The 25,785-nt window shown below is 72.0% G+C and carries 24 protein-coding genes; 15 read left to right on the top strand and 9 right to left on the bottom strand.

Translation table 11 applies throughout. From position 1 onward, the window contains the following. Positions 1–45 precede the first annotated feature (45 nt). From HS041_RS30430 to HS041_RS30415, 4 genes are all read left to right on the top strand, one after another. A complete protein-coding gene (locus HS041_RS30430) occupies positions 46–498 on the top strand; it encodes an Lrp/AsnC family transcriptional regulator (protein WP_196444254.1) in 453 nt (150 codons plus the stop codon). Between the two features lie 85 nt (positions 499–583). After that, positions 584–1,225 carry a LysE family translocator gene (locus tag HS041_RS30425; protein WP_196444253.1) on the top strand — a complete coding sequence of 214 codons (642 nt, stop codon included), beginning with the start codon at positions 584–586 and terminating at the stop codon, positions 1,223–1,225. Between the two features lie 117 nt (positions 1,226–1,342). Then, positions 1,343–1,714: an STAS domain-containing protein gene (locus HS041_RS30420; RefSeq protein WP_307845516.1), complete on the top strand. Its 372-nt coding sequence runs from the start codon at positions 1,343–1,345 to the stop codon at positions 1,712–1,714. 46 nt (positions 1,715–1,760) lie between these two features. Beyond that, complete coding sequence (locus HS041_RS30415; RefSeq protein WP_196444251.1) at positions 1,761–2,165, top strand: ATP-binding protein; 405 nt, start codon at positions 1,761–1,763, stop codon at positions 2,163–2,165. 212 nt (positions 2,166–2,377) lie between these two features. Here HS041_RS30415 and HS041_RS30410 read toward each other — a convergent pair whose 3' ends face one another. Then, complete coding sequence (locus HS041_RS30410) at positions 2,378–3,106, bottom strand: hypothetical protein (RefSeq protein ID WP_196444250.1); 729 nt, start codon at positions 3,104–3,106, stop codon at positions 2,378–2,380. Positions 3,107–3,551: 445 nt separating this feature from the next. Here HS041_RS30410 and HS041_RS30405 point away from each other — a divergent pair, with 445 nt between their 5' ends. Beyond that, the gene (locus HS041_RS30405; protein ID WP_196444249.1) at positions 3,552–4,226 is read left to right on the top strand and encodes an IS5 family transposase; all 675 of its coding nucleotides are present in this window, start codon (positions 3,552–3,554) and stop codon (positions 4,224–4,226) included. A gap of 35 nt (positions 4,227–4,261) precedes the next feature. Then, the gene (locus HS041_RS30400; protein WP_196444248.1) at positions 4,262–6,310 is read left to right on the top strand and encodes a WD40 repeat domain-containing protein; all 2,049 of its coding nucleotides are present in this window, start codon (positions 4,262–4,264) and stop codon (positions 6,308–6,310) included. A 313-nt stretch (positions 6,311–6,623) separates the two neighbouring features. Here the strand turns inward: HS041_RS30400 and HS041_RS30395 are convergent, their stop codons facing one another. Then, complete coding sequence (locus tag HS041_RS30395; RefSeq protein WP_196444247.1) at positions 6,624–7,466, bottom strand: IS5 family transposase; 843 nt, start codon at positions 7,464–7,466, stop codon at positions 6,624–6,626. A 187-nt stretch (positions 7,467–7,653) separates the two neighbouring features. Next, positions 7,654–7,866 (bottom strand): hypothetical protein, encoded by a 213-nt coding sequence (locus tag HS041_RS30390; RefSeq protein ID WP_196444246.1) that lies wholly within the window; start codon positions 7,864–7,866, stop codon positions 7,654–7,656. 407 nt (positions 7,867–8,273) lie between these two features. On the opposite strand from HS041_RS30390, the gene HS041_RS30385 reads away from it, so the two are divergent. Then, positions 8,274–9,527 carry a GAF domain-containing sensor histidine kinase gene (locus tag HS041_RS30385; RefSeq protein ID WP_196444245.1) on the top strand — a complete coding sequence of 418 codons (1,254 nt, stop codon included), beginning with the start codon at positions 8,274–8,276 and terminating at the stop codon, positions 9,525–9,527. Positions 9,528–9,788: 261 nt separating this feature from the next. Here HS041_RS30385 and HS041_RS30380 read toward each other — a convergent pair whose 3' ends face one another. Together HS041_RS30380 and HS041_RS40245 are read right to left on the bottom strand one after the other, a co-directional pair. Further along, a complete protein-coding gene (locus HS041_RS30380; protein ID WP_196444244.1) occupies positions 9,789–10,481 on the bottom strand; it encodes a response regulator in 693 nt (230 codons plus the stop codon). After that, complete coding sequence (locus HS041_RS40245) at positions 10,478–11,758, bottom strand: sensor histidine kinase (RefSeq protein WP_196444243.1); 1,281 nt, start codon at positions 11,756–11,758, stop codon at positions 10,478–10,480. The genes HS041_RS30380 and HS041_RS40245 overlap by 4 nt, the downstream gene beginning before the upstream one ends. A gap of 136 nt (positions 11,759–11,894) precedes the next feature. Here HS041_RS40245 and HS041_RS30370 point away from each other — a divergent pair, with 136 nt between their 5' ends. The 4 genes from HS041_RS30370 (at position 11,895) to HS041_RS30355 (ending at position 16,390) form a co-directional block, all read left to right on the top strand. Next, positions 11,895–12,839, top strand: coding sequence for an ATP-binding cassette domain-containing protein (locus HS041_RS30370; RefSeq protein WP_196444242.1), 945 nt, complete (start codon positions 11,895–11,897; stop codon positions 12,837–12,839). Further along, a complete protein-coding gene (locus HS041_RS30365; protein ID WP_196444241.1) occupies positions 12,836–14,413 on the top strand; it encodes an ABC transporter permease subunit in 1,578 nt (525 codons plus the stop codon). Before HS041_RS30370 ends, HS041_RS30365 begins: the two co-directional genes overlap by 4 nt. Beyond that, positions 14,410–15,186, top strand: a complete 777-nt coding sequence (locus HS041_RS30360) for an ABC transporter permease (protein WP_196444240.1) — start codon at positions 14,410–14,412, stop codon at positions 15,184–15,186. Before HS041_RS30365 ends, HS041_RS30360 begins: the two co-directional genes overlap by 4 nt. Positions 15,187–15,424: 238 nt before the next feature. Further along, positions 15,425–16,390, top strand: coding sequence for an alpha/beta fold hydrolase (locus HS041_RS30355; RefSeq protein ID WP_196444239.1), 966 nt, complete (start codon positions 15,425–15,427; stop codon positions 16,388–16,390). A gap of 168 nt (positions 16,391–16,558) precedes the next feature. Here HS041_RS30355 and HS041_RS38895 read toward each other — a convergent pair whose 3' ends face one another. Together HS041_RS38895 and HS041_RS30350 are read right to left on the bottom strand one after the other, a co-directional pair. Further along, on the bottom strand, positions 16,559–17,083 hold the full coding sequence (locus tag HS041_RS38895; protein ID WP_230879864.1) for a rhodanese-like domain-containing protein: 525 nt from the start codon (positions 17,081–17,083) through the stop codon (positions 16,559–16,561). Then, positions 17,016–17,966: an MBL fold metallo-hydrolase gene (locus HS041_RS30350; RefSeq protein WP_230879863.1), complete on the bottom strand. Its 951-nt coding sequence runs from the start codon at positions 17,964–17,966 to the stop codon at positions 17,016–17,018. The genes HS041_RS38895 and HS041_RS30350 overlap by 68 nt, the downstream gene beginning before the upstream one ends. 361 nt (positions 17,967–18,327) lie before the next feature. On the opposite strand from HS041_RS30350, the gene HS041_RS30345 reads away from it, so the two are divergent. The 3 genes from HS041_RS30345 to HS041_RS30335 are packed head-to-tail and all read left to right on the top strand — an operon-like array spanning position 18,328 to position 19,789. Continuing rightward, positions 18,328–18,717, top strand: a complete 390-nt coding sequence (locus HS041_RS30345) for an ArsR/SmtB family transcription factor (protein ID WP_196444238.1) — start codon at positions 18,328–18,330, stop codon at positions 18,715–18,717. Continuing rightward, positions 18,714–19,445 carry a cation efflux transmembrane domain-containing protein gene (locus tag HS041_RS30340; protein WP_196444237.1) on the top strand — a complete coding sequence of 244 codons (732 nt, stop codon included), beginning with the start codon at positions 18,714–18,716 and terminating at the stop codon, positions 19,443–19,445. Before HS041_RS30345 ends, HS041_RS30340 begins: the two co-directional genes overlap by 4 nt. Continuing rightward, the gene (locus tag HS041_RS30335) at positions 19,442–19,789 is read left to right on the top strand and encodes a DUF3703 domain-containing protein (RefSeq protein ID WP_196444236.1); all 348 of its coding nucleotides are present in this window, start codon (positions 19,442–19,444) and stop codon (positions 19,787–19,789) included. The genes HS041_RS30340 and HS041_RS30335 overlap by 4 nt, the downstream gene beginning before the upstream one ends. A 70-nt stretch (positions 19,790–19,859) precedes the next feature. On the opposite strand, the gene HS041_RS30330 is transcribed toward HS041_RS30335, so the two are convergent. Continuing rightward, positions 19,860–23,153 carry an acetyl-CoA carboxylase family protein gene (locus HS041_RS30330; protein WP_196444235.1) on the bottom strand — a complete coding sequence of 1,098 codons (3,294 nt, stop codon included), beginning with the start codon at positions 23,151–23,153 and terminating at the stop codon, positions 19,860–19,862. Between the two features lie 201 nt (positions 23,154–23,354). Here HS041_RS30330 and HS041_RS30325 point away from each other — a divergent pair, with 201 nt between their 5' ends. Further along, the gene (locus tag HS041_RS30325; RefSeq protein WP_196444234.1) at positions 23,355–23,771 is read left to right on the top strand and encodes an STAS domain-containing protein; all 417 of its coding nucleotides are present in this window, start codon (positions 23,355–23,357) and stop codon (positions 23,769–23,771) included. 48 nt (positions 23,772–23,819) lie between these two features. Here HS041_RS30325 and HS041_RS30320 read toward each other — a convergent pair whose 3' ends face one another. Next, a complete protein-coding gene (locus HS041_RS30320; protein ID WP_196444233.1) occupies positions 23,820–25,418 on the bottom strand; it encodes an SLC13 family permease in 1,599 nt (532 codons plus the stop codon). Between the last annotated feature and the right edge of the window lie 367 nt (positions 25,419–25,785).

Below are 25,785 nucleotides of genomic sequence, written 5' to 3'. Positions count from 1 at the left end.
GTAGAACTGTATATGGCATCAGGGCGGTTAGGGGAAGGCGGGGCGGTGGACGCGACCGATCGGGCGCTGCTGGCGGAGTTGCAGCGCGATGCCACGCAGTCGTATGCGGCCCTGGGGCAGGCGGTCGGATTGTCGGCCGGGTCGGCGCACGAGCGGGTGCGCAAGCTGCGTGAGCGCGGTGTCATCCGCCGTACCGCCGTCGAGATCGATCCGGCCGCCGTCGGACGGGGTGTGCTGGCCTTCGTGATGCTCACCTCCGACGCGTGGATGGGTGACGACTCGACCCGGCGGGCTCTGGAGGCGGTCGCGGAGATCCAGGAGGCGCATGTCGTGGCCGGTTCGGCGTCGGTCCTGGTGAAGGTCAGGACCGGCACGACCGAGGAGTTGCAGGCGGTGCTGCGCCGTCTGTTCGCGATCGAGGGGGTGACGGGCACGCAGACGATCGTGTCCCTGGAGACGTTCTTCGAGCGTCCGGTGGACCCTCTCGGCCGGGGATAGGCGGTCTGGTTTCAGCGACCGTTCCAAGGCCACTCGATGGGATTGGTTCTTCTCCCGGACCGAGGCGGGCGCCGAGGATGGGTTCATGATCTCTCTCAGCGCGTTTCTGGGCATCGCGGCGGTGGCGCTCGGCATGGTGCTCACGCCCGGCCCCAACATGATCTACCTGGTGTCGCGGTCGGTGACGCAGGGGCGGCGGGCCGGGCTGATCTCGCTGGCCGGTGTGGCCGCGGGGTTCGTCGTCTACCTGGTGGCCGCGGCCGCCGGGATCGCGGCGGTGTTCGCGGTGGTGCCCGCCGCCTACACCGCGCTCAAGCTCGTCGGGGCGGCCTACCTGCTCTGGCTGGCCTGGCAGGCGGTACGGCCCGGCGCCGGACCGGTCTTCGCGCCGGGGCGGCTGCCGGTGGACGCGCCGCGCAGGCTTTTCACCATGGGGCTGGTCACCAACCTGCTCAATCCCAAGATCGCAATCCTGTACGTGTCGTTGCTCCCCCAGTTCGTCGATCCGTCGCGCGGGAACGTGGCCGTGCAGAGCCTGCTGCTGGGGCTCACGCAGATCGTCGTCGCGTTGTCGGTCAACGGGATGTTCGTGCTGTCGGCGGGGCAGGTGGCGGCGTTCCTGGGCGACAGGCCGATGTGGGCGCGGGTGCAGCGCTACCTTATGGGGACCGTGCTGGGCGGGCTGGCGGTGCGGGTGGCGACCGACCGTGCTCCCGTCACCGGATGACCGCTTCAACCCGTCCCTTTTATTGCCGGAACGTGACACTCTGGGAGTCGTGAGTAGCGGTCAGGTGGGATCATTGGTGGCGAGCCGCCGTCGGCGGCCGGTCCGAGAGAAGTGGAGGTGTTCCGAGTGACCGCCGCGGTCGAAGTCGCCGTCCGTCCTGACGTCTCGCTGGAGCGGGGGGTGGTCCTCACGCTGGCAGGGGAGTTGGACTACACCAACGCCGAGCAGTTGCAGCAGGACATTCTCCGGGCGTTGCCGGCCGGAGGCTGTGACCTCGTCGTGGATCTGGCGCGTCTGACCTTCTGCGACTCCACCGGGATCAGGGTCTTCCTTGCTCTGCGCAAGCTCGCCGACGAGCAGGGCGGAGTGGTCGCCCTCACCGATCTGCAGCCCCGGCTCAACAGGATCTTCCACACCACGGGCCTGGCTCGCTTCTTCACCGTGCTGCCCACCGTCACCGACGCCCTCGACCTTCTCCGGTCGCGGTAGCCGTCGAGATGGGCGGACTGCGGTGCGGAGGACGGGAGGTCTCCCCATGACCGCCGCCGGCGAGCGACGCTGGCCGATCACCTCTGATCTCGCGCTGTTGCGAGGGCACGTCCACTCGCACGCGGCCCAGGCGGGGCTGAGCGGCGAGCGGCTGGACGACCTGCTCATCGCCGCAAACGAGGCCGCCATCAACGTCCTGGAGCACGGCGGGGGACAGGGCACGGTGTCGGTCTGGCGGGAGGAGGGTTTCCTCGCCGTGGAGGTGGCCGACAGCGCGGGCAGGCTGAGGCCCGAGGACGCGGCTCGCGTTCGCCCGTCCGCGGATGCGTCGCGCGGGTTCGGACTGTGGTTGATGAGTCAGTTGTGCGACCAGCTGAGCATCGATCAGGACAGGCGAGGATCACGGGTCCTGCTGCGGATGAGGCTGGTCCGTCCGAGCCCGTCGGGCTGAGGTCCGTCGCCGTCCGCGCGGGCAGGAACGACCTTGCGGCCGGGACGGGCCCGTCGTCTGCGTCGAGGACGACGGGGCCGGGCCGCCGCGGACGGCAGCCCCGGCAGGAACGCGCCGACCGGCTCGGTGGTTCCGGCGGGCCGGGGCCCGGCCGATGCGGACGTGCCGCCGGCCGAGCGGGGCTGAGGCCGGGTTCCGGCGGAGGGCCGCGGTCAGCCGGTGGTCTGCTTCTTCTCGATGAACCGCAGGAAGTCGGAGAACAGGCCGGCGCGTCCTCCGGAGCCCCAGACCGAGCCGCAGTGGGGATAGCGCCAGTCGGTCATGGGGATGCGGCCGCAGGAAGCGGTCTCGCTGTTCCGGCCGGAGGGCCTCGCGAGGTCCCGGGGCCCCCGCAGTCCGGGGACGGGCCGCAGGGACCGGATGTGCTGGTCGGCCCGGTGGCGGGATTCGGGGATGCGGGTCTCAGCCGTCACCGAATGCGGTGCCGCGAGTCCGGACGGGATGCCGGACAACACGGACCGGTGGTCGCGACGATGGTCCCGTCCGCCGGTCGCCGGTGACGGCGGCCGCCAGCCGATGCGCTGGTGGCCGCTGTGCCACTCCTGTTCGGGTCCGCCGAGGTGACTGTGCCGCTCCTGGGGATCGGCCGGCGATGAGGCGTCCCCGGGCCGGACGGATGTCGCCGGGGTCGGCGGGGACATGGCGGGGCGGGGGGCGTGGAGGGAGTGTGGTCTCTTCTGCCCGGCGAGGGCGAGAGGCGCTCCCGCGGCGATGCGCGTGGACGTTTCGGAGCCGCTCGTGCGGGACTCCACGGCGCCGGGCTCCATGGTGAACGCGGTGACGACGACGGCGGCGGCGACGAGCGCCGCAGCGCCGGTCACATACGGTCGCCAGTCTTGTGTCCGGGTGTCGGCCACCGTGGCGTCCTCGTCGTCATGCATTCGACTTCCCCCCCATTGGTCACTGTCAGTAATCAGTGTGACACCATGCCGGACTAATGGGGGTCATTTTGGCGGCGAGTCGCGCATCGACCGCGGCCGCGGACGGTCCGGAAGCTCAAAACTTCCCGTGGGTTGTCGAGGCTGCGAGGACGGTTCGGACCCGCCTGTGGAAGCGCCCGAAGGGGTGCGGTTTCCCCGCCTGTTGGCCACCGGCAGCACCGATCGCACGGTGCGGCTGTGGAAGCCGGCGGACTTCCCGGTGTGAGAGGTGCTTGAGCATCCCGTGATGCTGAGCGAGGAGCGCGGCAGCGAGCGTCCACCACCGCGGCGGTATGTCCGTTTTCTGGGATGCGTGGACGCGGATTTAGAGGGTGTCTGAAAAGCTGACGCTCGCGTCGCTGTTCAGCCGCCTGCGGGTGTGCGTTGCTGGGCGTGGGAGGTCCCCATGCCCGACCCCCGACGCCCCTACCCGACCGATCTCACCGACGCCGAATGGGCGCTGCTGGAACCGCTGCTCCCCACCCCGAAAAGCGGTGGCCGCCCGGTACTTCACGCGCGTCGGGAGATCGTGGACGCGATCTCCTACTGGCTGCGGGCCGGCTGCGCCTGGCGGCTGCTGCCGCACGATTTCCCTCCCTGGCAGACGGTCTACCACTACTGGCGGCAATGGCGGATCACTGGCTGGTGGGAGGAGGTCCTGGCCGTGCTGCGCGAGCAGGAAGCCGGTCAGGGACGCGATCCCACACCGAGCGCCGGGGTCATCGACAGTCAGAGCGTGCGCGGTACCGAACGTGGCGGCCTGCACGGCTACGACGGCGCCAAGAAGGTCCTCGGAGTGAAGCGGCATCTGCTGGTCGACACCCTGGGCATCGTGCTGGGCGCCTGCGTAAACCCGGCCAACGCCGGTGATCGAGAGGGCGCAATGGTGGTGCTGTCCCGCATGACTTTTCAGACACCCTTTTGCGGTCCCTTCTCGCGAACACCGGCGCGTCCCCTGCCCCCTTGGTGCGGTCGAAAACGGCGAACATTCGCGGTCACTTCTCACGAACGAAACCACTCGGTTCTGCTCGGAGCCCATGACCAACTGACCTCTCAAGAGGACCCGCACCCGACTGCTTAGCTGGAGCTGCTGGCGTTGGCGCATATCCTGGCGCGATGATCGCGAAACTGCCGTTGGACAGTCCCCGCTGGAAGGAGCTGAAAGGCTGTTCGGTGACCGGCGTCGAGATCGTCGGACTGCTGCAGACCCTCCGGGCCACCGGAGATCTGTACCCGCGCGCCTGTCACGACGGTCCCGGCCCAGCCGGCCACGACCACGTCTCCTCGCCCGATCAGCGCTGGACAACGTGGCACGAGCTGCAGGAGCACCTCCTGCATCAGCAGACGGTGTACACCGCGACGTTCGCGGCCTTGCCGCACGTGGTGGAAGTGGCCGAGGGCTTGCCGCCCGACCGGCTGGGCGACTTCTGGAGTGACATCGGGATGATCGCGGCCGTCGTCCGCACCGGTTCCTACGGTCCGCCGGTGCCCGCCGACCTGGCTGAAGGGCTGGATGCGGCATTGCGCTTGAGCGAGCAGCTGGCAGTCGCCAGTTTCCTGCAGACTCCCAGGGCCACCGAGGTTGACTGCAGCTATCTGGCGTTGACCTGCCTGGTCCTGGCCGGCCACCCGGTCGGCGGACTCATCTGGGCCTTCCTCAACCGCGGCGAGATCGCCGAGTGGGGGCTGGAGCCGCGGTGTCCCGATCGCGAGTGCGGGATGGCGATCGATGTCGGCCCGTTCCCCGACCCGGGGGAACCGCCGTTCCCGGCTCCCCGGCTCCCCGGCTCCTACCCGCCCCGGCCGGGCGATCATCCGTGGGCGGCGGTGGCCGCCGCGATCGACCACGCGCGCCGCAACCAGATGCTGGGACCGCACTGGACGCCGTTTCTCGGCGTGGCGGCCCGGGTCGCCACGGCCGGCGTGCCCGACCACACCCCCACCGCGGCGGCGGTGTGCCTGGTGGCCGCGATGGTGGCGGTCAAGGGTCACCCAGGATGGGCCCGCGTGCTGATGCTGCTGGCGGGGAGCTTCCGCTGCGAGGAGTGTGAGCGGTTCTGGACCCTGGCCGATGGTCTGGGCATCGGACCGCACGGCACACCGCAACCCGGTGATCCCGACGCCGAACTGAAGCTGCCGGACGGCCCCAGGCTGTTGGCCGGGCAGATGCGCAGCGGCGCGGTCTGGCTGTGGAACTCCGCCGCGGCGCAGCCCCTGCCCCCGCGGCTCGGCCCGGTCGGCGCGGTCGCGCTGCTGGTCCCCATCGCGCTGCCCGACGGCCGCACCCTGATCGCCACCAGCGGTGGCTCGGACGCCACCGTCCGGCTGTGGGATCTGCACACCGGCGCGCCCGCCGGACCGGCCCTAACCGGCCACTCCGCCGCCATCATCGCGATGGCCGCCGCACCGCTGCCCGACAGGCGCACGGTCCTGGTCACCAGCGACGCCGACGGCACCCTGCGTTCCTGGGATGCGCTCACCGGGGAATTGGTCGCTGTGGCCACGACCGCCCGCGTCAGCGCCGTGCGCGCACTGGCGCCGGTCACCCTGCCCGACGGGCGCACGCTGCTGGCCACCGGCAACGACTCGGGCATCATCCGGCTGCGGGACCCCGCCACATGTCAGGCCGCCAGCGCCAACTTCACTCGTGCCGATCGACCGATACGGGCCCTGGCCGCCGTCTCGATGCCCGGCGGGCGCACGCTGCTGGCCAGCAGCGAGAGCACCCCGGCCCAGGGCGGCGACCGGGCACTGTGGCTGTGGGACCCCGCAACCGCCCTGCCAGTCACAGGCATTCCCGTGCTCGACCAGGTGCACAGCCTTGCGGCAGTCTCGGTGTCAGACGAGCGGACCCTGCTGGCGGCCGGCCAAGCCGACGGGTCGATCCGCCTCTGGGACGCCGTTGCCGATCTACGCTACCTGGGCCGGCTCCCTGGCGACTCCAGACACATGGCCGCGCTCACCACACCCGAGGGGCACTCGGCCCTGGCCATCGCCCAAGACGACCAGGTCCGGCTCCTGGACCCGGCCGCCCTCCAGTACCCGGCCGCCTCCCAATTCCTGTGCAGCTATCCGGTGGAGCAGGCCATCACGGCCCTGACCGGTACCGGATCGTCGCTGATCATCGGATCTTCCGCTGACATCGCCGTTGTGAACTGGGCGTAGGCCAGCAGGAGCAGTGTGGCAAATCGGAGGGTCCGGGCATTTCGCCCTAGTCAGGCATCGTGTCGGTGTCAGCGGATAGCCGAACTCACGGCAGGCGTCGCGTGCCCACTAGGAGCTGTTCGAGGTTTGATCATGTGGCTGAAGCTCCTTGCCTCAACCACATGATCCGAACCTCGAACAGCTCCTAGCACATTCCCGGTGAACCCGCCGGACACAACCTGATCACCCTGCCGCTTGCCGCCCGCGTCCTGTCCCTGCGCAAGAGCGGCGCCGAGCCCGGCGATGGGCGCACTGCTAGAGGGTGTCTGAAAAGTCATGATCGTGATGCTCCGAGGCGGTGTAGGAGCAGCATGCAGGTTGCGGCGTAGATGACGTTCTCCGATGTCATGATCAGGTACTCGTAGTCGCGCGACAGCCGCCGATAGTGGCCCAGCCAGGCGAAAGTCCGCTCCACGACCCAGCGCCGCGGGATCACCCCGATGCGCGGCACCTCGCGAGGTGGTGCGTCGTTCCTGGCCCAGGTACCGCGCATACCGCCGTCGCGGCGCACCACGATCTGCACCCTCACCCCGAGCGCCTCCCGCGCCCAATCGATGAACCGGGCGCCGCGATAGCCCTGGTCGGCCCACACGTGGTGGAACCGCGGAAAGCGATCGATCGACCGGGACAGCACCACCATCGCGCCCTCTCGATCACCGGCGTTGGCCGGGTTTACGCAGGCGCCCAGCACGATGCCCAGGGTGTCGACCAGCAGATGCCGCTTCACTCCGAGGACCTTCTTGGCGCCGTCGTAGCCGTGCAGGCCGCCACGTTCGGTACCGCGCACGCTCTGACTGTCGATGACCCCGGCGCTCGGTGTGGGATCGCGTCCCTGACCGGCTTCCTGCTCGCGCAGCACGGCCAGGACCTCCTCCCACCAGCCAGTGATCCGCCATTGCCGCCAGTAGTGGTAGACCGTCTGCCAGGGAGGGAAATCGTGCGGCAGCAGCCGCCAGGCGCAGCCGGCCCGCAGCCAGTAGGAGATCGCGTCCACGATCTCCCGACGCGCGTGAAGTACCGGGCGGCCACCGCTTTTCGGGGTGGGGAGCAGCGGTTCCAGCAGCGCCCATTCGGCGTCGGTGAGATCGGTCGGGTAGGGGCGTCGGGGGTCGGGCATGGGGACCTCCCACGCCCAGCAACGCACACCCGCAGGCGGCTGAACAGCGACGCGAGCGTCAGCTTTTCAGACACCCTCTAGCGCGCCCCACTGGTGGCCGGACATCTCACACACCACTAGAAGCGATCTGCCGGGAAGGTCCCGGCTTGCCGGGACCTTCCCGGCTGTCGGCTCAGGGGGCCGAATGTCACGGGCCTACCCACAGCTCATAGTGCGACTTCCCCTGGTGCGGGGCATAGGTGTTGGGGAAGTACTTGCACTGGTAGCCGGTGGAGCCATCGGCGTAGTACTGCCCGTCCTTTTTGCAGCGGGCCAGGTTCGCCGCGTTGGCAGGGATGTAGGACTTCACCTTCACCCACCCCAACGCCTTGGCGGGGGCGGCGTGAGCAGAGGCCGGCATCAGCACCCCTGTCGTCGACAGGGCGGTGACAACGGCCAGCGCGCCGAGGCCACGTTTGATCACAGACAACTGATCTCCGATCGATAGTTACTAGATCATCTTGTCCGGCCATCGTACATACCCGGCCGATCTTCATCCGGCGAGGAATCCCTGCTCGGCCTTCAGGGAGGCTGGGTGCCGGAGTCGGCGGTAGCGCGTTCTGCAATGAATATGACAGAGCGTGACGATCGCGGCCTGAGTCAGCCGCTGATCTCAGGAGGGTCTTGCGGGTGGCCCCGGGACGGGAGCGGCGGGTGTGCGGCTCGGCCCGCTGCAGGAAACCGGCCGTCTGTTCCCGACGGTCAGCGCTGGGTAGGGATGAGCTGCGAGTATCTGGGTGATGACGCCGCGATACGGGGAGGTCGGCGATGGGCGAGGAGCCGGCGGCCGACGCGGGCGACGCGGCCGGACGGGTGCGGGAGCTCGATGAGCTGAACGCGCTGGAGAGCCTGCTGGAGCCGGACTTCCAGGCCATCGCCATCTCGGCCGCGCACGTCTGCCAGGCGCCGATCGCGCTGGTCAACCTGGTCGCCCAGGACCGCCAGTACGTCAAGGGCCGTGCCGGCACCGACCTGACCGGCGTGAACCCGCCGGTCCCGTTCTGCGACCACACCGTGGCCGGACGCGAACCGCTGGAGATCCCCGACGCGGCCGCCGACCCGTGTTTCCGCGACACCCCGATCGTGACCGGCCCCCCGTTCATACGGTTCTATGCGGGCGCCCCGCTGATCACCGATCAGGGGAACACCCTGGGCACGGTCTGCGTGATGGATCACCGCCCACGCCGGCTCGACGATGCCCAACGCCAGTCCTTGCACACCCTGGCCACCCACGCCGTCACCCTGATCGAACTGCACGGCCGCGCTCACCAGGCCGAAGAGGTCGTCCAGCGGCTGCGTGCCCTGGAGAAGCTCAAGACCCAGTTCCTGCGCAACATCAACCACGAGCTGCGCACCCCGCTGGCCTCGATCCGCAGCTACTTGGAACTGGTCAAAGACGGCGGCCTGGACGAGGCCACCGAGCAGCGGTTCCTCGAAGTGATCGAGCGCAACGGCGACCGCATGCTGCACCTGGTCAACGCGCTGCTGCTGATGGCCAGCCTGAACGCGCAGACCGCCACCTTCACCCCCGCCCGCATCGACCTGGCCGACCTCGTCGGTCGGGCGGTCGAGCAGACCGCCTCGGCCGCCGCGCTCAAGCACCTGGTGCTGAACCTGCACGCCCCCGGCCGGGTGGAGGTGTGGGCCGATGCCGAGCAGCTGGGCAACGCGCTGCTGCAGGTCCTGGACAACGCGATCAAGTTCACCTCCCGCGGCGGCGCGATCGACGTGGTCGTCGTCGCCGGCCCTCCGCCCGAGGTGGAGATCCACGACACCGGCGTCGGGGTGGAATCGGAGGATCTGCGGCGGGTCTTTGAGGAGTTCTACCGCACCCCGCAGGCCGAGGAGCAGGCCGTCGAGGGCACCGGGATCGGCCTGTCCATCGTCGAGAAGATCATGGAGATGCACGGCGGCACCGCACGGATGGAAAAGGGACGACACGAAGGCGTGTGCGTCTATCTCGCCCTGCCCTCATCGGCCGCAGCCGGTGACCGTCCCGTAGCCGACCCCGGCACGACCTGATCGATGCCGACGTCAGCACGGCCTTCTCCTCGCACGGGGGGCAAGGATCTCCTGCCGACCGGTGGTCCGCGCCGGGCGGGGCCGGTGACGGATCGCCCGCGTCGGCGGCGCCGCTGAGGCCGGGAGTGGCCGGCTGGTCGCAGAACCTGCGAGTGTACGCCGTCGACGTGATCGGTGAGCCGGGCCTGAGCGCGCCGTCACGCCCGCCGCTGGTGTCCGAGACGCGGTCGGCCGGAGGCCGAGGGGACCCCGCATCCGGCGTTACCGCGGCCCCCGGGAGCGCGGTACGACCAGTCCCATCTCGTACGCGGCGACGACCGCCTGCGTCCTGTCTCGCAGGCCGAGCTTGCCCAGCACGCGGCTGACGTGCGTCTTCACCGTCTCCTCCGTGACCGTCAGCCTGCCGGCTATCTCCGGATTGGACAGGCCCTCGGCGATGAGCCGCAGGACCTGTGTCTCTCGAGGGGTGAGGGCGGCGAGCGCGGTCGCGGGGGAGCCGTCGGGCTCCGGCCGCAGGAGGGCGAACTCGCTGATGAGGCGGCGGGTTATCGCCGGGGCCAGCAGCGCCTCTCCGGCGGCGATGACCCGTACCGCGTCGAAGAGCCGCTCGGCGGTGACGTCTTTGAGCAGGAACCCGCTGGCCCCGGCGCGGAGCGCGTCGTAGACGTACTCGTCCAGGTCGAAGGTCGTCAGGATGAGGACGCGCGGCCCGGCCTCCGGCGAGCCGGCGATCCTCCTGGTGGCCTCGATGCCGTCCATACCCGGCATGCGGACGTCCATGAGGACGAGGTCGGGGGAGAGCTCGCGGCAGGCCCGCACCGCCTCGGCCCCGTCGGAGGCGGTCGCCACGACGTCGAAGTCCGGCTGGGTGTCCAGCAGCGCGGCGAACCCGGTGCGGACCACCAGATGATCGTCGGCGACGACGATCCGGACCGCCGGGGACGAGGCGCTCAACCGGGCACCCCGTCCCCGGCCGGCAGGCGGGCCTCGACGAGGAAGCCGCCGCCGGCGGCCGGACCGGCGCGCAGCTCACCGCCGATGGCCGCGGCGCGCTCGTGCATGCCGGACAGCCCGTGCCCGTCGGACAGCCCGTGCCCGTCGGAGGGCCCGTGTCCGCCGGACGGCGCCGCGGCCGGGCCGGGCCCGTTGTCGCGGATGAGCAGCCGCAGCTCATCGCCGGTGTAACGCAGCTCCACATCGACGGCGGCCCCCGGCGCATGACGCCGGGCGTTGGTGAGGGCCTCCTGGACGATGCGGTAGGCCGCCAGTTCGACGCCGGGGTCGAGCGCGACCGGCGAGCCGCTCAAGATGAGGCGGGCGCCCGCCCCGGAGGCGCCTCTCGCCTCGTCGAGCAGCTCGTTGAGCTCCTCCAGGCGCAGGCTCGGCTGGGGCCGCCGGTCCGTCGCGTCCGTGCCCGCGTCCTCGCGCAGCACGCCGAGCAGCCGCCGCATCTCGGTCAGCGCCGTCCGGGCGGTGTCGCCGATGGCCGACAGCCGCTCCGCGCCGGCGGCCGGCATCCCCGGGGTGGTCAGCCGGGCCGTCTCCGCCTGCACGGAGACCATGGAGATGTGGTGGGCGACGACGTCGTGCAACTCGCGGGCGATGCGCGCGCGTTCGCCGCGCGCGGTGTGTTCCATGAGGGTGTCGGCGATGGCCTGCCGGGCGGCGCTGTCGCCCAGCGCCCGGGCGTGCGCCCGCCGCGCGATCCCGGCCAGGGCCGCCGCCGGGGCCAGACAGGCCGCCAGCAGGGTGAGAACCCCCGTCCCGCCGGCCGCCGTACCGGCCAGGGCCACCGCCACGAACGGCGCCGCCAGGAGAACGGCCAGCGGCTGCGAGCCGGTGCGGCCGAGCCGGTACCCGCAGATCAGCTGCGCGGCCACGCCCGCCGCGGTCAGGGTGTGGAAGGCCGCCAGGGACAGCAGGCCCGCCGCGGAGGCGGTGACGGCGGCCAGGGCCGGCTGCGCCCGAGCGAGCGCGACGGGCAGCGCGGCGGCCAGGCCGAGCAGGCCGGCCACCACCGAGAGCGCCGGGTCGGCGGTGCTCCGGTCCGCTCGCACGTCCCCGGCGGGCACGGTCACCCCGCCCGAGACATGCGCGACCGACTCGGCCACGGCCAGCGACGCCAGCAGGACGGCCGCCACGGCGGGCGCGTACGGGGTCGCGGCGATCCGCCGTCCCCAGCCACCGGCCCAACCGGCCCATCCGCCCTGGCGATCACGTGCTCGCTCCACGAAAAGCCATTGTTCCCGCGGGGGGAGATTCCGGCATCCCTCGTGTGGGGGATGGACCGTCCCCCACGCCAGCGATGGCCGAGATCGCTCCGTCCCGTGACGACCGGGACCCCGCCGCTGCCTAGTCTGCCGTGACATGGAAGCAACCATCGAAGTCGCCGGGCTGCGCAAGCGCTTCGGTAAGATCCTGGCCCTGGACGGGATGACCTTCACCGTGCGGCCGGGGCAGGTCACCGGCTTCGTCGGCCCCAACGGCGCGGGCAAGTCCACCACGATGCGGGTCGTCCTCGGCCTGGACGCGGCCGACGAGGGCAGCGCACTGGTGGGCGGCCGACCGTACCGGAGCCTGCGCAACCCCCTGGGCCGCGTCGGGGCGCTGCTGGACGCCGGTGCTCTGCAGCCCGGCCGTACCGGTCGCGACCACCTGCTGTGGCTGGCCCACTCCCAGGGCCTGACCGCCAGGCGGGTCGACGAGGTGGCGGAGCTGGTCGGGCTGGGTCCGGCGGCCCGGCGCAGGGCGGGCGGCTACTCCCTGGGCATGCGGCAGCGGCTCGGGGTCGCCGCGGCGCTGCTCGGCGACCCGCCGGTGCTCATTCTCGACGAGCCGTTCAACGGCCTCGACCCCGAGGGCATCGTGTGGATGCGCGGCCTGCTGCGCTCGCTGGCCGCCGAGGGCCGCGCCGTCCTGGTCTCCAGCCACCTGATGGGCGAGCTGCAGGACACCGCCGGCCATCTCGTGGTGGTCGGCCGCGGCAGGGTGGTCGCCGACACCGGCGTGGAGGACCTGATCGCGGCCGCCTCCGGCGGCCGGGTCGAGGTGCGCACCACCGCGCGCCCGGAGGCGATGGCCGCGCTGGCGACCGCCGGGGCCACCGTGGCCGCCACCGGCCGCGACACGCTCGTCGTCTCCGGGCCGGCAGCCGAGCGCGTCGTGGCGCTCCTGACCGCGGAGGCGGTGCCGTTCTCCGGGGTGGCGGCCCACCGTGCGACGCTCGAGGAGGCGTACATGGACCTGACCAGGGACGCCGTCGAGTTCCGCGCCGACGAGGGGGCCGTCGCGGGACGGGAGGCGGCACAATGAGCACCGGCACCGGCACGCCGTACCGCTCGTCCCTGCGGACCGGGCGCGACGGCTTCATCCACCTGCTGCGGGCGGAGTGGACCAAGTTCCGCACCGTCCGCGGCTGGGTGCTCGCCTTGGGGGCCGCGGTGCTGGTCACCGTACTGCTGGGGGTGCTCCTCGCGGCGGGCAGCCACACGTCGTGCAGCAAAGGCCCGGTCGAGGCGCCCTGCCCTCCCCTTCCGACGGGCCCGGGCGGTGAGGCGGTGGAGGACAAGTTCTACTTCGTGTACCGGCCGCTGACCGGCGACGGAAGCATCACCGTCCGCGTGACCTCCATGACCGGGCGGATCCGCCTCCCCGATGAGACCCCGGGAGTCCGGAACGTCGTCCCCGGCGTCGTGCCGTGGGCCAAGGCCGGGGTCATCGTCAAGGAGAGCGGCGAGCAGGGGTCGCCGTACGCGGCGGTGATGGTCACCGGCGAGCACGGGGTGCGGATGCAGCACAACTTCACCCACGACACGGCCGGCCGCCCGGGCAAGGTGTCCGGGAAGTCTCCGCGCTGGCTGCGGCTGACCCGCGCCGGCGAGACGCTGACCGGCTACGAGTCCGCCGACGGCGTCAACTGGGCCGTGGTCGGCACGGTTCGCCTGGCGAGGCTGCCCGACACCGTGCGGATCGGGATGTTCGCCGCATCCCCAGGTGATCTGACGGTGACGCGGGGCGGTCTCGGCGGGCTCTCCGCAGCGGTGCGCTTCGCCGAGGTCACCGCGGTCTTCGACCGGGTCGGTTTGGGGGGCGGGGTGCCCGGCGGCGCGTGGAACCGCCAGGACGTGGGGGTCACCACGGGGTTCGACGGCTCACCCCACCACCCGGGCGGGTTCGTCGAGTCGGGCGGTACGTTCACCGTGACCGGGGTCGGCGACGTCGCGCCCCGCGCGGACGGCAGCAAGATCGAGCTTCCTCTCACCGGTACGATGACCGGCCTGATCGTGGTGATCGTCGTGGCGGTGACGTCCGTCACCGATGAGTACCGGCGAGGCCTGATCCGCACCACCCTGCTGGCCAGCCCGCGGCGCGGACGGGCGCTGGCGGCCAAAGCCGCCGTGATCGGCGCGGTCGCCTTCGCCGCCGGGCTGGCCGCGGCCGGGATCGTGGTCCCGCTCGGCGTCCGGATCCTGCGCGCAGGAGGCAACGACGTCCTTCCGGTGGCGGCGCTCACCGAACTGCGCGTCATCATCGGCACCGCGGCGCTGTTCGCCGCCACCGCCGTGATCTCCCTCGCTTTCGGCGCCCTGTTCCGGCGCGGTGTCGCGGCGGTCGTCACCGCCGTCACGGTGGTCGTCCTCCCGCACATCCTCGCGACCACCTCCGTCGTGCCCGAGGGCCTGTCGCAGTGGCTGCTGCGCGTCACCCCGGCCGCCGGCTTCGCCGTCCAGCAGAGCATTCCGGAGTACCCGCAGGTGATCGGCCACTACGCGCCCGCGGCGGGCTACTACCCACTGGCGCCGTGGGCCGGGGCCGCCGTGCTGTGCGGCTACGCGGTGCTCGCCCTCGGCCTGGCCGTCCTCCTGCTGCGCCGGAGGGACGCATGAGGCGGGAACTGCACGCGGAGTGGACGAAACTGCGCACCTTGTCGGGCACCGGCCGGTTGCTGCTCGCTCTCGTCGTGCTGACCGTGTCGGTGAGTGCCGTGGCAAGCGCCGTCGTGAGCTGCCCGCGTGCGGGCTGCGGCCACGACGCGGCCAAGCTCAGCCTCACCGGCGTCCACCTGGGTCAGGTGGCCGCCGCCATGCTGGCCGTGCTGACGGTCGGCGGTGAGTACGGCAGCGGCATGATCCGCACCACCCTGGCGGCGATGCCGCGCCGGACCACCGTCCTCGCGGCCAAGGCGGCCGTCCTCACGGGCGTGACGATGGCCGCGGGCACCGTCGCCGTACTCGGATCCGTGCTGGCCGGGCGGCTCGTCCTGCCCGGCAGCGGCTTCACCCTCGCACATGGGTACTCGCCGCTGTCCCTGGCGGACGGGCCGACGCTGCGCGCGGCCGCCGGCTCGGTCCTCTATCTCACGCTGATCGCCCTGCTCGGCCTCGGCGTCGCCACCGCCGTCAGGAACCCCGCGGCGGCCGCCGGAGCCATTCTCGGCCTGCTCTATCTCCTCCCGGTCATGGCCTTCACGAGCTCCGACCCGGACTGGCAGCGGCGCCTGTGGCAGATCTCGCCGATGAACGCCGGGCTCGCCGTCCAGGCGACCACGAGCCTTCCGGACCTGCCCCTCAGCCCGTGGGCCGGTCTCGGTGTTCTCGCCGCCTGGGCCGCCGCGGCGCTCCTGGGAGGTGGCCTGCTGCTGTGGTCGCGTGACGCGTGACCCGCCCGCCGTCGGTCGGCCGCGTGCTTCCTGAAGTACGTCCAGCTCGTCGTCGGCGGCGCGGGTGGAGAACCGGAGCGGCTCCGTCACGCTTCCTTCACGGCGGTGTGTCGTTGAAGTCTGGTTGGCGGCAGGAGGCGGATCAAGTACACCGGGGGGAGGCGTCGGCGCGACCGGTTCGCAGGGACCGGCCGCCGGCGGGGGACGCCCTGTTCATCGACGAGCCGAGGAGGCGGGCATGCGTCATGCCGACTGGGGTGCGCTGTCCCCGCGGTGGGCGGGAATCCGCAGCGAGGAGATCGATGTCTGCGGGACCGGCGTGCACTATCTGAGCGCCGATGCCGGCCACGGCGGACCCGTCCACCTGCTGGTCCACCCGATGGCGGGCAGCGCCTCGATGTGGCTGGACCTCATCGCGCCGCTGAGCGCACTGGGGCCGGTCATCGCCCCCGACCTGCCGGGGACCTTGTTCGGGCACACCGGCTCGCCCCATCCGCGCGCGGCAGGGGCCGAGCCGAACGCGCGCTTTCTGCGGGCGTTCACCGCCCGGCTGGGCATCGGGGGCACCATCACCCACGGTTGGTCCATGGGCGCGCTGGTGGCGGTGCTGTTCGCGGACTCCGCCCCTGAGCGGGTCGGGCGGCTTGTGCTCGCGGCCCCGGTCCTGCCCGGTCCGATACCCGCCGACGAGGTGCTGTTCTGGCGCACCGCGGGCAGGTTGCTGCTGGCTGCCGGGCCGCCCGTCGCACGGGCCGTACTGCGCCTTGCCGGTCGGCGGCTGCTCGATCTCAAACTGAGGATGTACGTCGATCCCGGAATCCGGCACGACGGCGACGTCATCGGCGGAGACCCGTCGAGGCTGTCACCGGACATGACCGCGCTGCTGGCCGCCGAACTGCGCAGCGCGCAGCCGCGGCGGCTCGGTGATGCCGTCACGGCCTTCACCTCGGTCCTGTCGGCGTTGTTCGTCGATCGCTCTCCCCTTCACCGGGCGATCGCCGGGGTGAGCGCTCCCGCCCTGCTGCTCTGGGGCGACCAGGACGGCCTGGTGGGTGAAGGCACGATGGGCGACCTCGCCGGGCGCCGGCCCGATTGGGAGCAGCGCGTCTTCGAGACGTACGGGCATCTTCTGCCGCTGGAAACGCCGGGCGGCTACGTCGAGGCGGTCGGCCGCTGGCTGGCCCGCGGGGATTCCCCGCCGTGATCACTCGTGGCCGGTCCCGGCCGGGCTTCGGCCGGTCGCACGGCTCGCCGACGGCCTGCGGGCACGTCCGCCGGTGGCCGTGTCTCACACGGTGACGACGATCTTGCCGCCCACGTGGCTTTGATTCTTTACATCGCCCTGCTCGTGGTCCTGTGTGACGGCCAGGGGTCACGAGTTCCCCTCGGCAGAGGTGGCGATGGTCAGGCCGGCGTCACCGGCATCGGCGTAGGCGTCGTCGATGTGCACCACCGTCCGTCCGGCCCGGGCCAGCAGGCTGCCGGCGGCGGCGGCCCGGTAGCCGGAGCCGCAGTGCACCCACACCGTCCCGTCCGGCACCTCGGCCAGCCGTGCGGGCAGCTCGGGCAGCGGGATGTGGGTGGCACCCTCGAGGTGCCCGGAGCGCCACTCGCCTGTCATGCGCACGTCCAGTACGACGTCCGGGGCGGGCAGGTCACGGACGGTACGGCCGGCGCGGGCGGCGGCCAGGTCGGTGAACGTGGCCACCGTCAGCTCGCCCAGCCGGGCCGCGTCTTCGCCGGTCCACTGCTCGGGGGTGCCGGTCGCGGCGGCGGCGGGGCGGTCGATGCCGATGCGCGCCAGTTCGCGCTGGGCGGCGGCGACCTGCTCAGGGCTGTCGCCCAGCAGCGTGATGGGCGCGCCCCAGGGGGCCGTCCAGGCCAGCCAGGTCGCCATGGGCCCGTCCAGGCCGAAGCTCAGAGTGCCGGTCAGGTGGCGGTGGGCGAAGGCTTTGCGTGAGCGCAGGTCCACCACCCATTCGCCGGCCTCGATCCGCTCCCGTAGCTGTCCGGCGTCGGCCGCCTGCACGGGGGGTGAGGTCGATCAGATCGGCGCCGGCGCTGTTGCGTGCGCCCATGTGGGCGTAGTAGGCGGGGTAGGCGTCCAGCCCGGCCAGCGTCTGGGTGACGAAGGCGTCGGCCTCCAGCCGCAGTGCCGGGTTGGCGTCCTTCTCTCTGCCGATGGTGGAGGCCGGGGCGTCGGACTGGGTGGCCGAGCAGAAACTGCCGAAGCCGTGGGTGGGCCAGATGTGCGCGCCGTCGGGCAGCAGGTCGGCCAGGCGGCGCGCCGAAGCGTGCTGGTGACGGGCCAGGGTGTGGGTGTGCTGGTGGCCGAGCAGGTCGGTGCGGCCGGTGGTGCCGAACAGCAGCGAGCCGCCGGTGAACACGCCCTCGGGTCCTGCGGGGCCGGTCAGGACGTAGGACAGGTGGTGGAAGGTGTGTCCCGGGGTGGCCACGACGGAGAGGCGCATCGTCTCGGAGACGGTGAGCTCGTCGCCGTCGATCGCGGGCGTGTGCTCGAAGCCGACGGCATCGGCGCCGGCGACCAGGTAGGCCGCACCGGCGACCTTGGCCAGGGCCAGGCCGCCGGAGACGTAGTCGTTGTGCAGGTGGGTCTCGGCCACGTGCGTGATGCGCACGCCGAGCCGTCCGGCCAGGGCCAGGATCCGGTCGATGTCGCGCTGCGGGTCGACCACCAGCGCAACGCGGCCGTCGTGGGCCAGGTAGCTGCGGTCGCCCAGGGAGGAGGTCTCCACCACCTCGACGTGAACCATCGTCATCGCGCCTTTCGCTTGATCGTTGTCACCGGCCGGGCTCCCCGCCCACCGGGTGGAGCGGATGTGGTCTCGCCCGATGCCCGCTACGGCGGGCGGAGGGCTCGGGTGGGCTCGGGCGGGTTCGTGGCGGGTTGTGCGTGCCCGGCGCCGTGGCCGTGCCCGGCTGTCGGCTCCCGGGGTCAGGGCCGGTGACCTCGCAGGCCGTCACTGTCCAGATCTTTGGTGTGTATACCCCGGAGGTGCGCGTGCCCTTCCTGCCTGCACCGGGTGGCCGGAGCTCCGATCGGCCGGTTCCTCCGGCCGGGTCCGGCTGACCGGCGGCCGAAGCCATCCAGAAATCACTAAAATGGGATATCATCGCTATATGGCGATGAATGAAGGCGGGCGGTGCGTCGGCGCCGAGATCGCCGCCGGCGTCACACCGGCGGCGGCGCTGTTCCGCTCCCTGTCCGACGAGACCCGGCTGCGCATCGTGCGGCGCCTTGCCGCCGGAGAGGCTCGGGTGGTGGACCTGACCGGCGAGCTCGGCCTGGCGCAGTCCACGGTCTCCAAGCACCTGGCCTGCCTGCGGGACTGCGGCCTGGTCGACTATCGGACCGAGGGTCGCCAGTCGTTCTACGCCCTGACCCGGCCGGAGCTGATGGACATGCTGGCCGCCGCGGAGACCTTGCTGGCCGCGACGGGTCACGCGGTCGCCCTGTGCCCGGCCTCCGGCCCGCCGAGCCGGAGCGGCCTGGCAGAGGCGAGCGGGTGAGCGCCCCGGCCCTGACCGCCGAACGGCGAGCGGCGCTCAACCGGCGCAGTCTGCGCCTGGCCTATGCCACGGCCGGATACAACCTGCTCGAAGGCGTCGTCGCGCTGGCCGCCGGCGCCGCGTCCTCCTCGTCGGCCCTGCTGGGCTTCGGCCTGGACTCCTTCATCGAGGTCTCCTCGGCCGCCGTGGTCATCTGGCAGTTCCGCTCCCGCCTGCCCGAGGCCCGCGAACGCCTGGCGCTGCGCCTGATCGCGGTCTCGTTCTTCGCGCTGGCCGCCTGGGTCGGCCTCGCCGCCGTCCGTTCGCTGTCGGGCGGCGGCGAGGCCGGGCCGTCGGCGGCCGGCGTCGCCCTGGCGGCGGTCTCGGTGGTGGTGATGCCTCTGCTGATGAGAGCCAAACGCCGCACCGGCCGTGAGCTGGGCTCGGCGACCGTGGTGGCGGACTCCACCCAGACGCTGCTGTGCGCCTACCTGTCAGCGGTGCTGCTGGCCGGCCTGGTGCTCAACGCCGCGTTCGGCTGGTCGTGGGCCGACCCGATCGCCGCCCTGGTGATCGCCGCCGTGGCGATCCGCGAAGGACTCCAGGCGTGGAAGGGCGAGCAGTGCGACGACTGCGCCCCACCCGCCGGAGACGTCCGGGCGGGCGGCTGCGGATGCGGGCCGGACTGCGCCGACGCCTGCTGCCGGAGCGAGACGGTCAGCGAGATGCTCAAGGAGACGAAGCAGTGAGACGTCGCACCATGCCGGCGGCCGTACGCGCCGCCTACGCCACCGAGATGGCCGCCGCCCGGACCACCGGTGACCCCGTGGCCCGCTGGCGGCATCTGGAACGGGCCCATATCCTGTCCCAACCCTGGGCCTGGCCGCACACGCGCAACCACATGGCCATGTTCGCCCTGGCCGTGACCCAGCGAGACCGGCGTGAGGCGTTCGGCCAGGTGATCCGGATCCTGGTGGCCGCGCCTGGTTCGGCGCTGGGCCGCTACCCCGAGGGCAACACCGGTCGCACCCGCGCCGGTCTCACCCGGCCCATGCCGATGCCCGCCGATCTGGCGACCCTCATGGCGGGCTGAGCCGGCATCGGCACGGCTCCTCTGACCGGGCCGTGCCCTTCGACGTGCTTTTCGGCCGCCGCCGTACCGGTCACCAGGCGTCGACGAACATGCCACCGCCGCCCGGCGGTACGGGGGCGGCGCGCAGGGCGCGGGCCAGCCAGGCGCGGGTCTCGGCCGGGTCGATGACGGCGTCGATTTCCAGATGGGCGGCGACGTTGACGGCCCGGCCCTGTTCGTAGGCGGCGGCGACCATGTCCTGGAAGGCTTTGTCGCGTTCGTCCGGGTCGGCGATGGCCTCCAGCTCGCGGCGCATCGCGAGCCGGACCGCGCCCTCCAGGCCCATGCCGCCGAACTCGCCGGTGGGCCAGGAGACGTTGAGGGCCGGGGAGTGGAAGCCGCCTCCGGTCATGGACTGGGCACCCAGCCCGTATCCCTTGCGCAGGGTCACGCTGAACAGGGGGACAGTCAGGTTGGCCGCCCGCAGGAACATCCGGGAGACGTGCCGGACGGCCGCGTCGCGCTCCGACTCGGGTCCGACCATGAACCCGGGCGTGTCGACCAGGGAGAGCACCGGCAGGCGGTGCGCCTCGCACAGGTTGAGGAAGCGGGCCGCCTTGTCGGCGCACTGGGCGGTGATCGCCCCGCCGAGCACGGCGGGATCGTTGGCGAGCACGCCGAACGCCCGTCCTTCGAAACGCGCCAGCGCGGTGATCATGCCGGGGGCGAAGGACGCCCGCAGTTCGAGCACGGAACCGGTGTCGGCGAGCGTGCCGAGCACCCGGCGGACGTCGTAGACGCGTTTGCGGTCCTCGGGCGGCAACAGCCGCAGCTCGCGCTGGTCGGCGCAGGACCATTCGGTCAGGTCGCCCTGGAAGTAGGCCAGGTAACTCCGCGCGGTCCTGACCGCCTGGTCCTCGTCGTCCACCACGATGTCGCACACGCCGTTGGCCGCCTGCACGCTCACCGGGCCGATCTCCTCGGGGAGGTAGGCGCCCAGCCCGCCGCCTTCGATCATGGCGGGGCCGCCCATGCCGAGGGTGGCGCCGCGGGTGGCGATGATGACGTCGCAACAGCCCAGCAGGGCCGCGTTTCCGGCGAAGCAGCGGCCGTTGACGATGCCGACGAGCGGTACGCGGCCGCTCAGCGCCGCGAAGCGCACGAAGGTGGCGGTGTCGAGGGCCGAGACCCAGGGGGCGTCGGTGTCGCCGGGGCGGCCTCCGCCGCCTTCGGCCAGCAGCACCAGCGGCCACTTCCACCGTCCGGCCAGGTCGATGAGCCGGTCCAGCTTGCGGTGGTTGTTGAACCCCTGCGTGCCGGCGAAGACGGTGTAGTCGTAGGCGGCCACGGCGCAGGTCGCCCCCTGGCCGAACACGTCGGCGTTGACGGTGCCGACACCGGTGATCAGGCCGTCGGCGGGGCTGCGCCGCAGCAGGTCCTCCTCGCCGCGGCGGCGTCGCTGGGCCGCGACGGCGAAGGCGCCGTACTCGTTGAGGCTGTCGGCGTCCAGAAGCGCGGCCACGTTCTCGCGGGCGGTGCGGTAGCCCCGCTCGTGGCGTCCGGCGACCGCGTCCGGGCGGGCGGCGTCACGCGTCAGCGCCCACCGGTGCCGCACCTCGTGCAGGGCGGGCCGGATGTGGTCCGGGTCCTGCACGGCCGCGGCGGTGTCGCCGGGGTGCGGCCGCCCGCCGAGCGGCTGGAGGAACAGCAGAGGCCGGCCCTCGGAGACGGTGTCGCCGAGCCGGACGGCCAGCTCGCGGACCTGCCCGCTCACCGGCGCCTCGACGGGGAAGTGCATCTTCATGGCTTCCAGGACCGCCAGCAGCCGGCCGGCGCGTACCGGTGTGCCCGGCTCGACCTCGAGCGCGGCCACGACGCCCGACGTGGGCGCGGTGACCGCCACGGTCCCCGCCGGTGCGGTGGCCTGCGGTGCGTGCGCCGCGTCGGCGGCGTGCGGTTCGCGGCCGGTGAAGAAGCGGCCCTGCGGCAGGTCCCGTCCCGCGGCGATCAGCTCGGGCAGGTGCGTTTCCAGCCACGTCGTCGTCACCCGCGCGTGCTGGAGTTCGGGCCTGTCGAGTACGGCGCGCAGCAATGTGATGTTGGTCGCCACGCCGCCGATGTGGAACTCGGCCAGTGCGCGTGCCGCCTGCCGTACGAGCGTCGGCAGGTCGCGGTCGGCGCGGGAGACGACCAGCTTGGCGAGCAGGGTGTCGTAGCCGGGACTGGGGGAGAACCCGGTATAGGCGAAGGTGTCGACGCGCAGGCCGGGGCCGCCGGGTGGTTCGAAGGCGTGCAGCGTCCCGCTCGAGGCGCTCATCCGCCCGTCGGGTGCGAGGTTCTCCATGGTGATGCGGAGCTGGACGGCGCAGCCGGACGGGGGCTCGAGTGCGGGGTCGAGCCGGTCTTCCAGGCCCAGCTCGCGGAGCGTGGCGCCCTGTGCCAGGAGCAGCTGGGCGACCACGAGATCGACTCCGGTCAGCTCCTCGGTGACGGTGTGCTCGACCTGAAGCCGCGGGTTGGCCTCGATGAAGAAGAAGTCGCCGCCGGGCCCGAGGAGGAATTCGACGGTCCCCAGCCCTTCGTACCGGACGGCTCCGGTCAGGCGGAGGGCCGCGTCGATCAGCCGCGCCCGCAGGCCGGGGTCCAGAGCCGGGGCGGGGGCGAGTTCCAGGAGCTTCTGGTGGCGGCGCTGCACGGTGCAGTCGCGCTCCCACAGGTGGGCCACCTGCCGGCCGTCCCCGAGAACCTGTACCTCGATGTGGCGGGCGTCCTCGACGAGAGCTTCCACGTACAGGCCGTCCTCGCCGAAGGCGGCCAGCGCTTCCGCGCCGGCCTCGGCGTAGGCCGCTTCGAGGTCGGCCCTGCCGCGCACGACCCGCATGCCGCGCCCGCCTCCGCCTGCCAGGGCCTTGACGACCACGGCGCGGCCGTCCATCGACGCCATGAACCTCTCGGCCTGCTCCAGCGTGGTCGCCGCCTTCGTGCCCGCGACGACGGGTATCCCCACGCTCTCGGCCAGGGCCCGGGCGGCGGCCTTGTCGCCGAAGGACTCCAGCGTCGCCGCGGAGGGGCCGACGAAGACGATGCCCGCTTCCCCGCAGCGCCGGGCGAATTCGGCGTTCTCGCTCAGGAAGCCGTAGCCCGGGTGCAGGTGCGTCGCCCCGGTCTCGGCGGCGACACGCAGCATCTGCCCCATGTCGAGATAGGCCGCGGCGCCCTGACCGGGCAGGGGCCGTACCTCGTCGGCGCGCAGGACGTGCAGCGACCGCGCGTCGTCTCGGGAGTGGACCGCGACCGAGCGCCAGCCCAGGTCCGCGGCCGCCCGTGCGACGCGGACGGCGACCTCGCCCCGGTTGGCGATCAACAGCGTCGGAGTGGGGGGCATCAGGCTCCTCGTGCGCGCCGTCCGGCGGGTGCGTCGAGCCTGCCGGGACGACCGGCTCGTCGGCGCGTCCGCCCAACATACCGTCCGGACGGTATGGAACGCATCCGGCTCCTCGAGGATGTGAGCCGGTAGACGCGGACGATCCGATCGAGGAGACTGGCCCCAAGGAATGTCCCCTGACGGGGTGGCAGGGGGTGACGCATGACACTCGGCCCTGATCGGCATCTGCAGGCTCACGTCTGGCGGCTGGGCGACCTTCAGGTTTCGCGCCTTTCCGGAGAACTGGACGGGCTCACCGCCCCGGCGGCCCTGGACAGGCTGTACGACGCTCTGGTCGGCGGCAAGGCGATGCTGGTGGTCGATCTGACCCAGGTGACCTTCATGGCCTCGGCCGGCGTCGGCGTCCTGCTCGCCATCCGCCGGCACGTCGCCGAACGGTCCGGGCGCCTGGTGCTGGTCGCACCGGTCGGCGGCAGGGCCTGGCGGCTGCTGGAGCTCACCCGGCTGCTGGAGGTGTTCGAGGTCCGGTCCGACCTCCAGCAGGCCGTGCGCTCCGCCCAGGCTGACTCCGCCGACACCGACCGGCCGGGAGGCCGGCGTACTCCGGAGGTCGCCTGACCCCGGTCCGCCCGCCGGCGCTCTACGGCCGAACGCGCAAGGGCCACCTCACCCGCCGATGCCCGTCAGCCCGATCAGCGGCGGCAGGAGCAGGATGATCAGGATGGCGCCTATGACGTCGAAGCTCGCGCCCGAGCGGATCATCGTGGTGATCGGGACCACGCCGGAACCGTAGGCGATGGCGTTCTGCGGCGTGGAGACCGGCAGCATGAAACCGAACGACGCCGCGAACGTCGCCGCCAGGGCGGGCACGAACGGGTTGACCCCGGCCGCGGCGGCGATCGGGATGATGATCGGGACCACGACGGCGGCGGAGGCCGTGTTGCTGGTGGTCTCCGAGACCAGTACGGCGAGCACCACGGCGAAGGCGGTGATGGCGAACACGCTGCCCAGCCCGAGTGCCGAAGCGGCCGAGGAGCCGATGGCCTTGGCCAGTCCCGTGTCCTCGAGCAGGGAACCGAAGATGATGCCGGTTCCGAACAGCACGATCGTGCCCCAGTCGATGCGGGCGGCGTCGCTCCAGTTGAGAGGGAACTCGCGCCTGCTCCAGTCGGTCGGCAGCAGGAACAGCAGGGAGGCGCCGAGCACGGCCACGATGCCCTCGTTGAGCCGGCCGCTGACGGTGGTGTAGAGGGCGGAGTCCGTGCCGGCGAACAGTGCGACCACTCCCGGGAGGATCCAGAGGAACACGGTGACGCCGAAGGCGACGAGGGTGTTCCTCTCGGCGCGCGACAGCCTGCCCAGGGCTGCCCGCTCGGAGCGCACGTACTCCTCGACGCCCTCGATCGCGCGGATCTCCGGCCGGTTGAGCAGGAGCAGCACGGTCGCGAGCGCGACGAACATGAGCGCGCATATCGGTAGCGCGGTGACCATCCACTGGGCGAAGGAGATGCGCTGCCCGGTGGCCTCCTCGATGAGGCCGCGGCCGATCAGATTGGGCGGGCTGCCCACGGGGGTCAGCAGGCCGCCGACGCTGGCGCCGTACGCGAGCATCAGGACGAGGGCGGCACCGACCCGCAGCCGCAGCGGGTTGAAGTCGGCGGCGACCAGCCCTCGGTCCTGCAGGAGCTTGGCGATGACCGCGAGCATCCCGAGGGCCGTGGGCAGGAGCATCGCCACGGTGGCGGTGTTGGAGACGAACGCCGACAGCAGGCAGGTGATGAGGCCGAAGGCGACGATCAGCCGGGACGTCGAGCGGCCCACGCCGGGAAGCGACAGGATCCGGAAGGCGAAGCGGCGCGCCAGGCCGTGCTTGAGCATCGCCTGCGCCAGGATGAACGCTCCGATGAAGGTGAAGATGGTGGGGGATCCGAAGGGCGCGAGCGCGTCCGCGGCCGGGACCACCCCGAGCAGAACGATCATGCCGACGCCGATGAGACCGCCGACGGGGATGGGTACGGGTTCGGTGACCCACAGGACGATGACGCCGAGCAGGACGGCCGCCAGCGTCTGCTGCTTGGCGTCCATGGAGATGGGCAGCAGCAGGAAGACCACCGTGACGAGCGGCGCGAGCCACATGCCGGTGGTGCGCCTGCCCTTCTCGAATCGCTCCTCGGCCGCCGACAGCTTCTGCTCGCCGAGGCTGCGGTAGGTCGCGTGGCCCAGCAGGGCCTGATCGACATCGGTTCTCGGGCCGCCGGGGTTCATCGCCCGCTCCTCACGTTTCCGCCGCCGTTCAAGGGCCGGGCGGCCCGCAGGTCCACGACGTGTTGGCTACCTGAGTTATAAGCACCTTCTGCAGGCGTGTTCAATGGACATCCGGCAGCCTGAACCTTCCGGCCGCCCTCGGCCATGGCGGCTTCGACCGTCTCCTCCGGCCTTCCGCCGGATGGTGTGGCGCATGTCCGGCGAGCTCTCCCGGACGGCTGCACGTCCGCTTACCGGATACGGTGCCGGAATCCTGGGGCTGCGATCACCGCGTCGGCCACGATGACCAGCCATTGGCCGCACGCGCATCGCAGGTAGTCGACGGTTCCCTCGAAGCTGTCATGAGCCGACCAGGAAGTGGCCGCCG

The organism is Planomonospora sp. ID67723, assembly GCF_015711605.1.
In the GTDB taxonomy this organism is placed as follows: Bacteria; Actinomycetota; Actinomycetes; order Streptosporangiales; family Streptosporangiaceae; genus Planomonospora_A.
The sequence above is the reverse complement of the archived record's forward strand: the minus strand, read 5'-3'. Positions and strand labels throughout refer to the sequence as shown.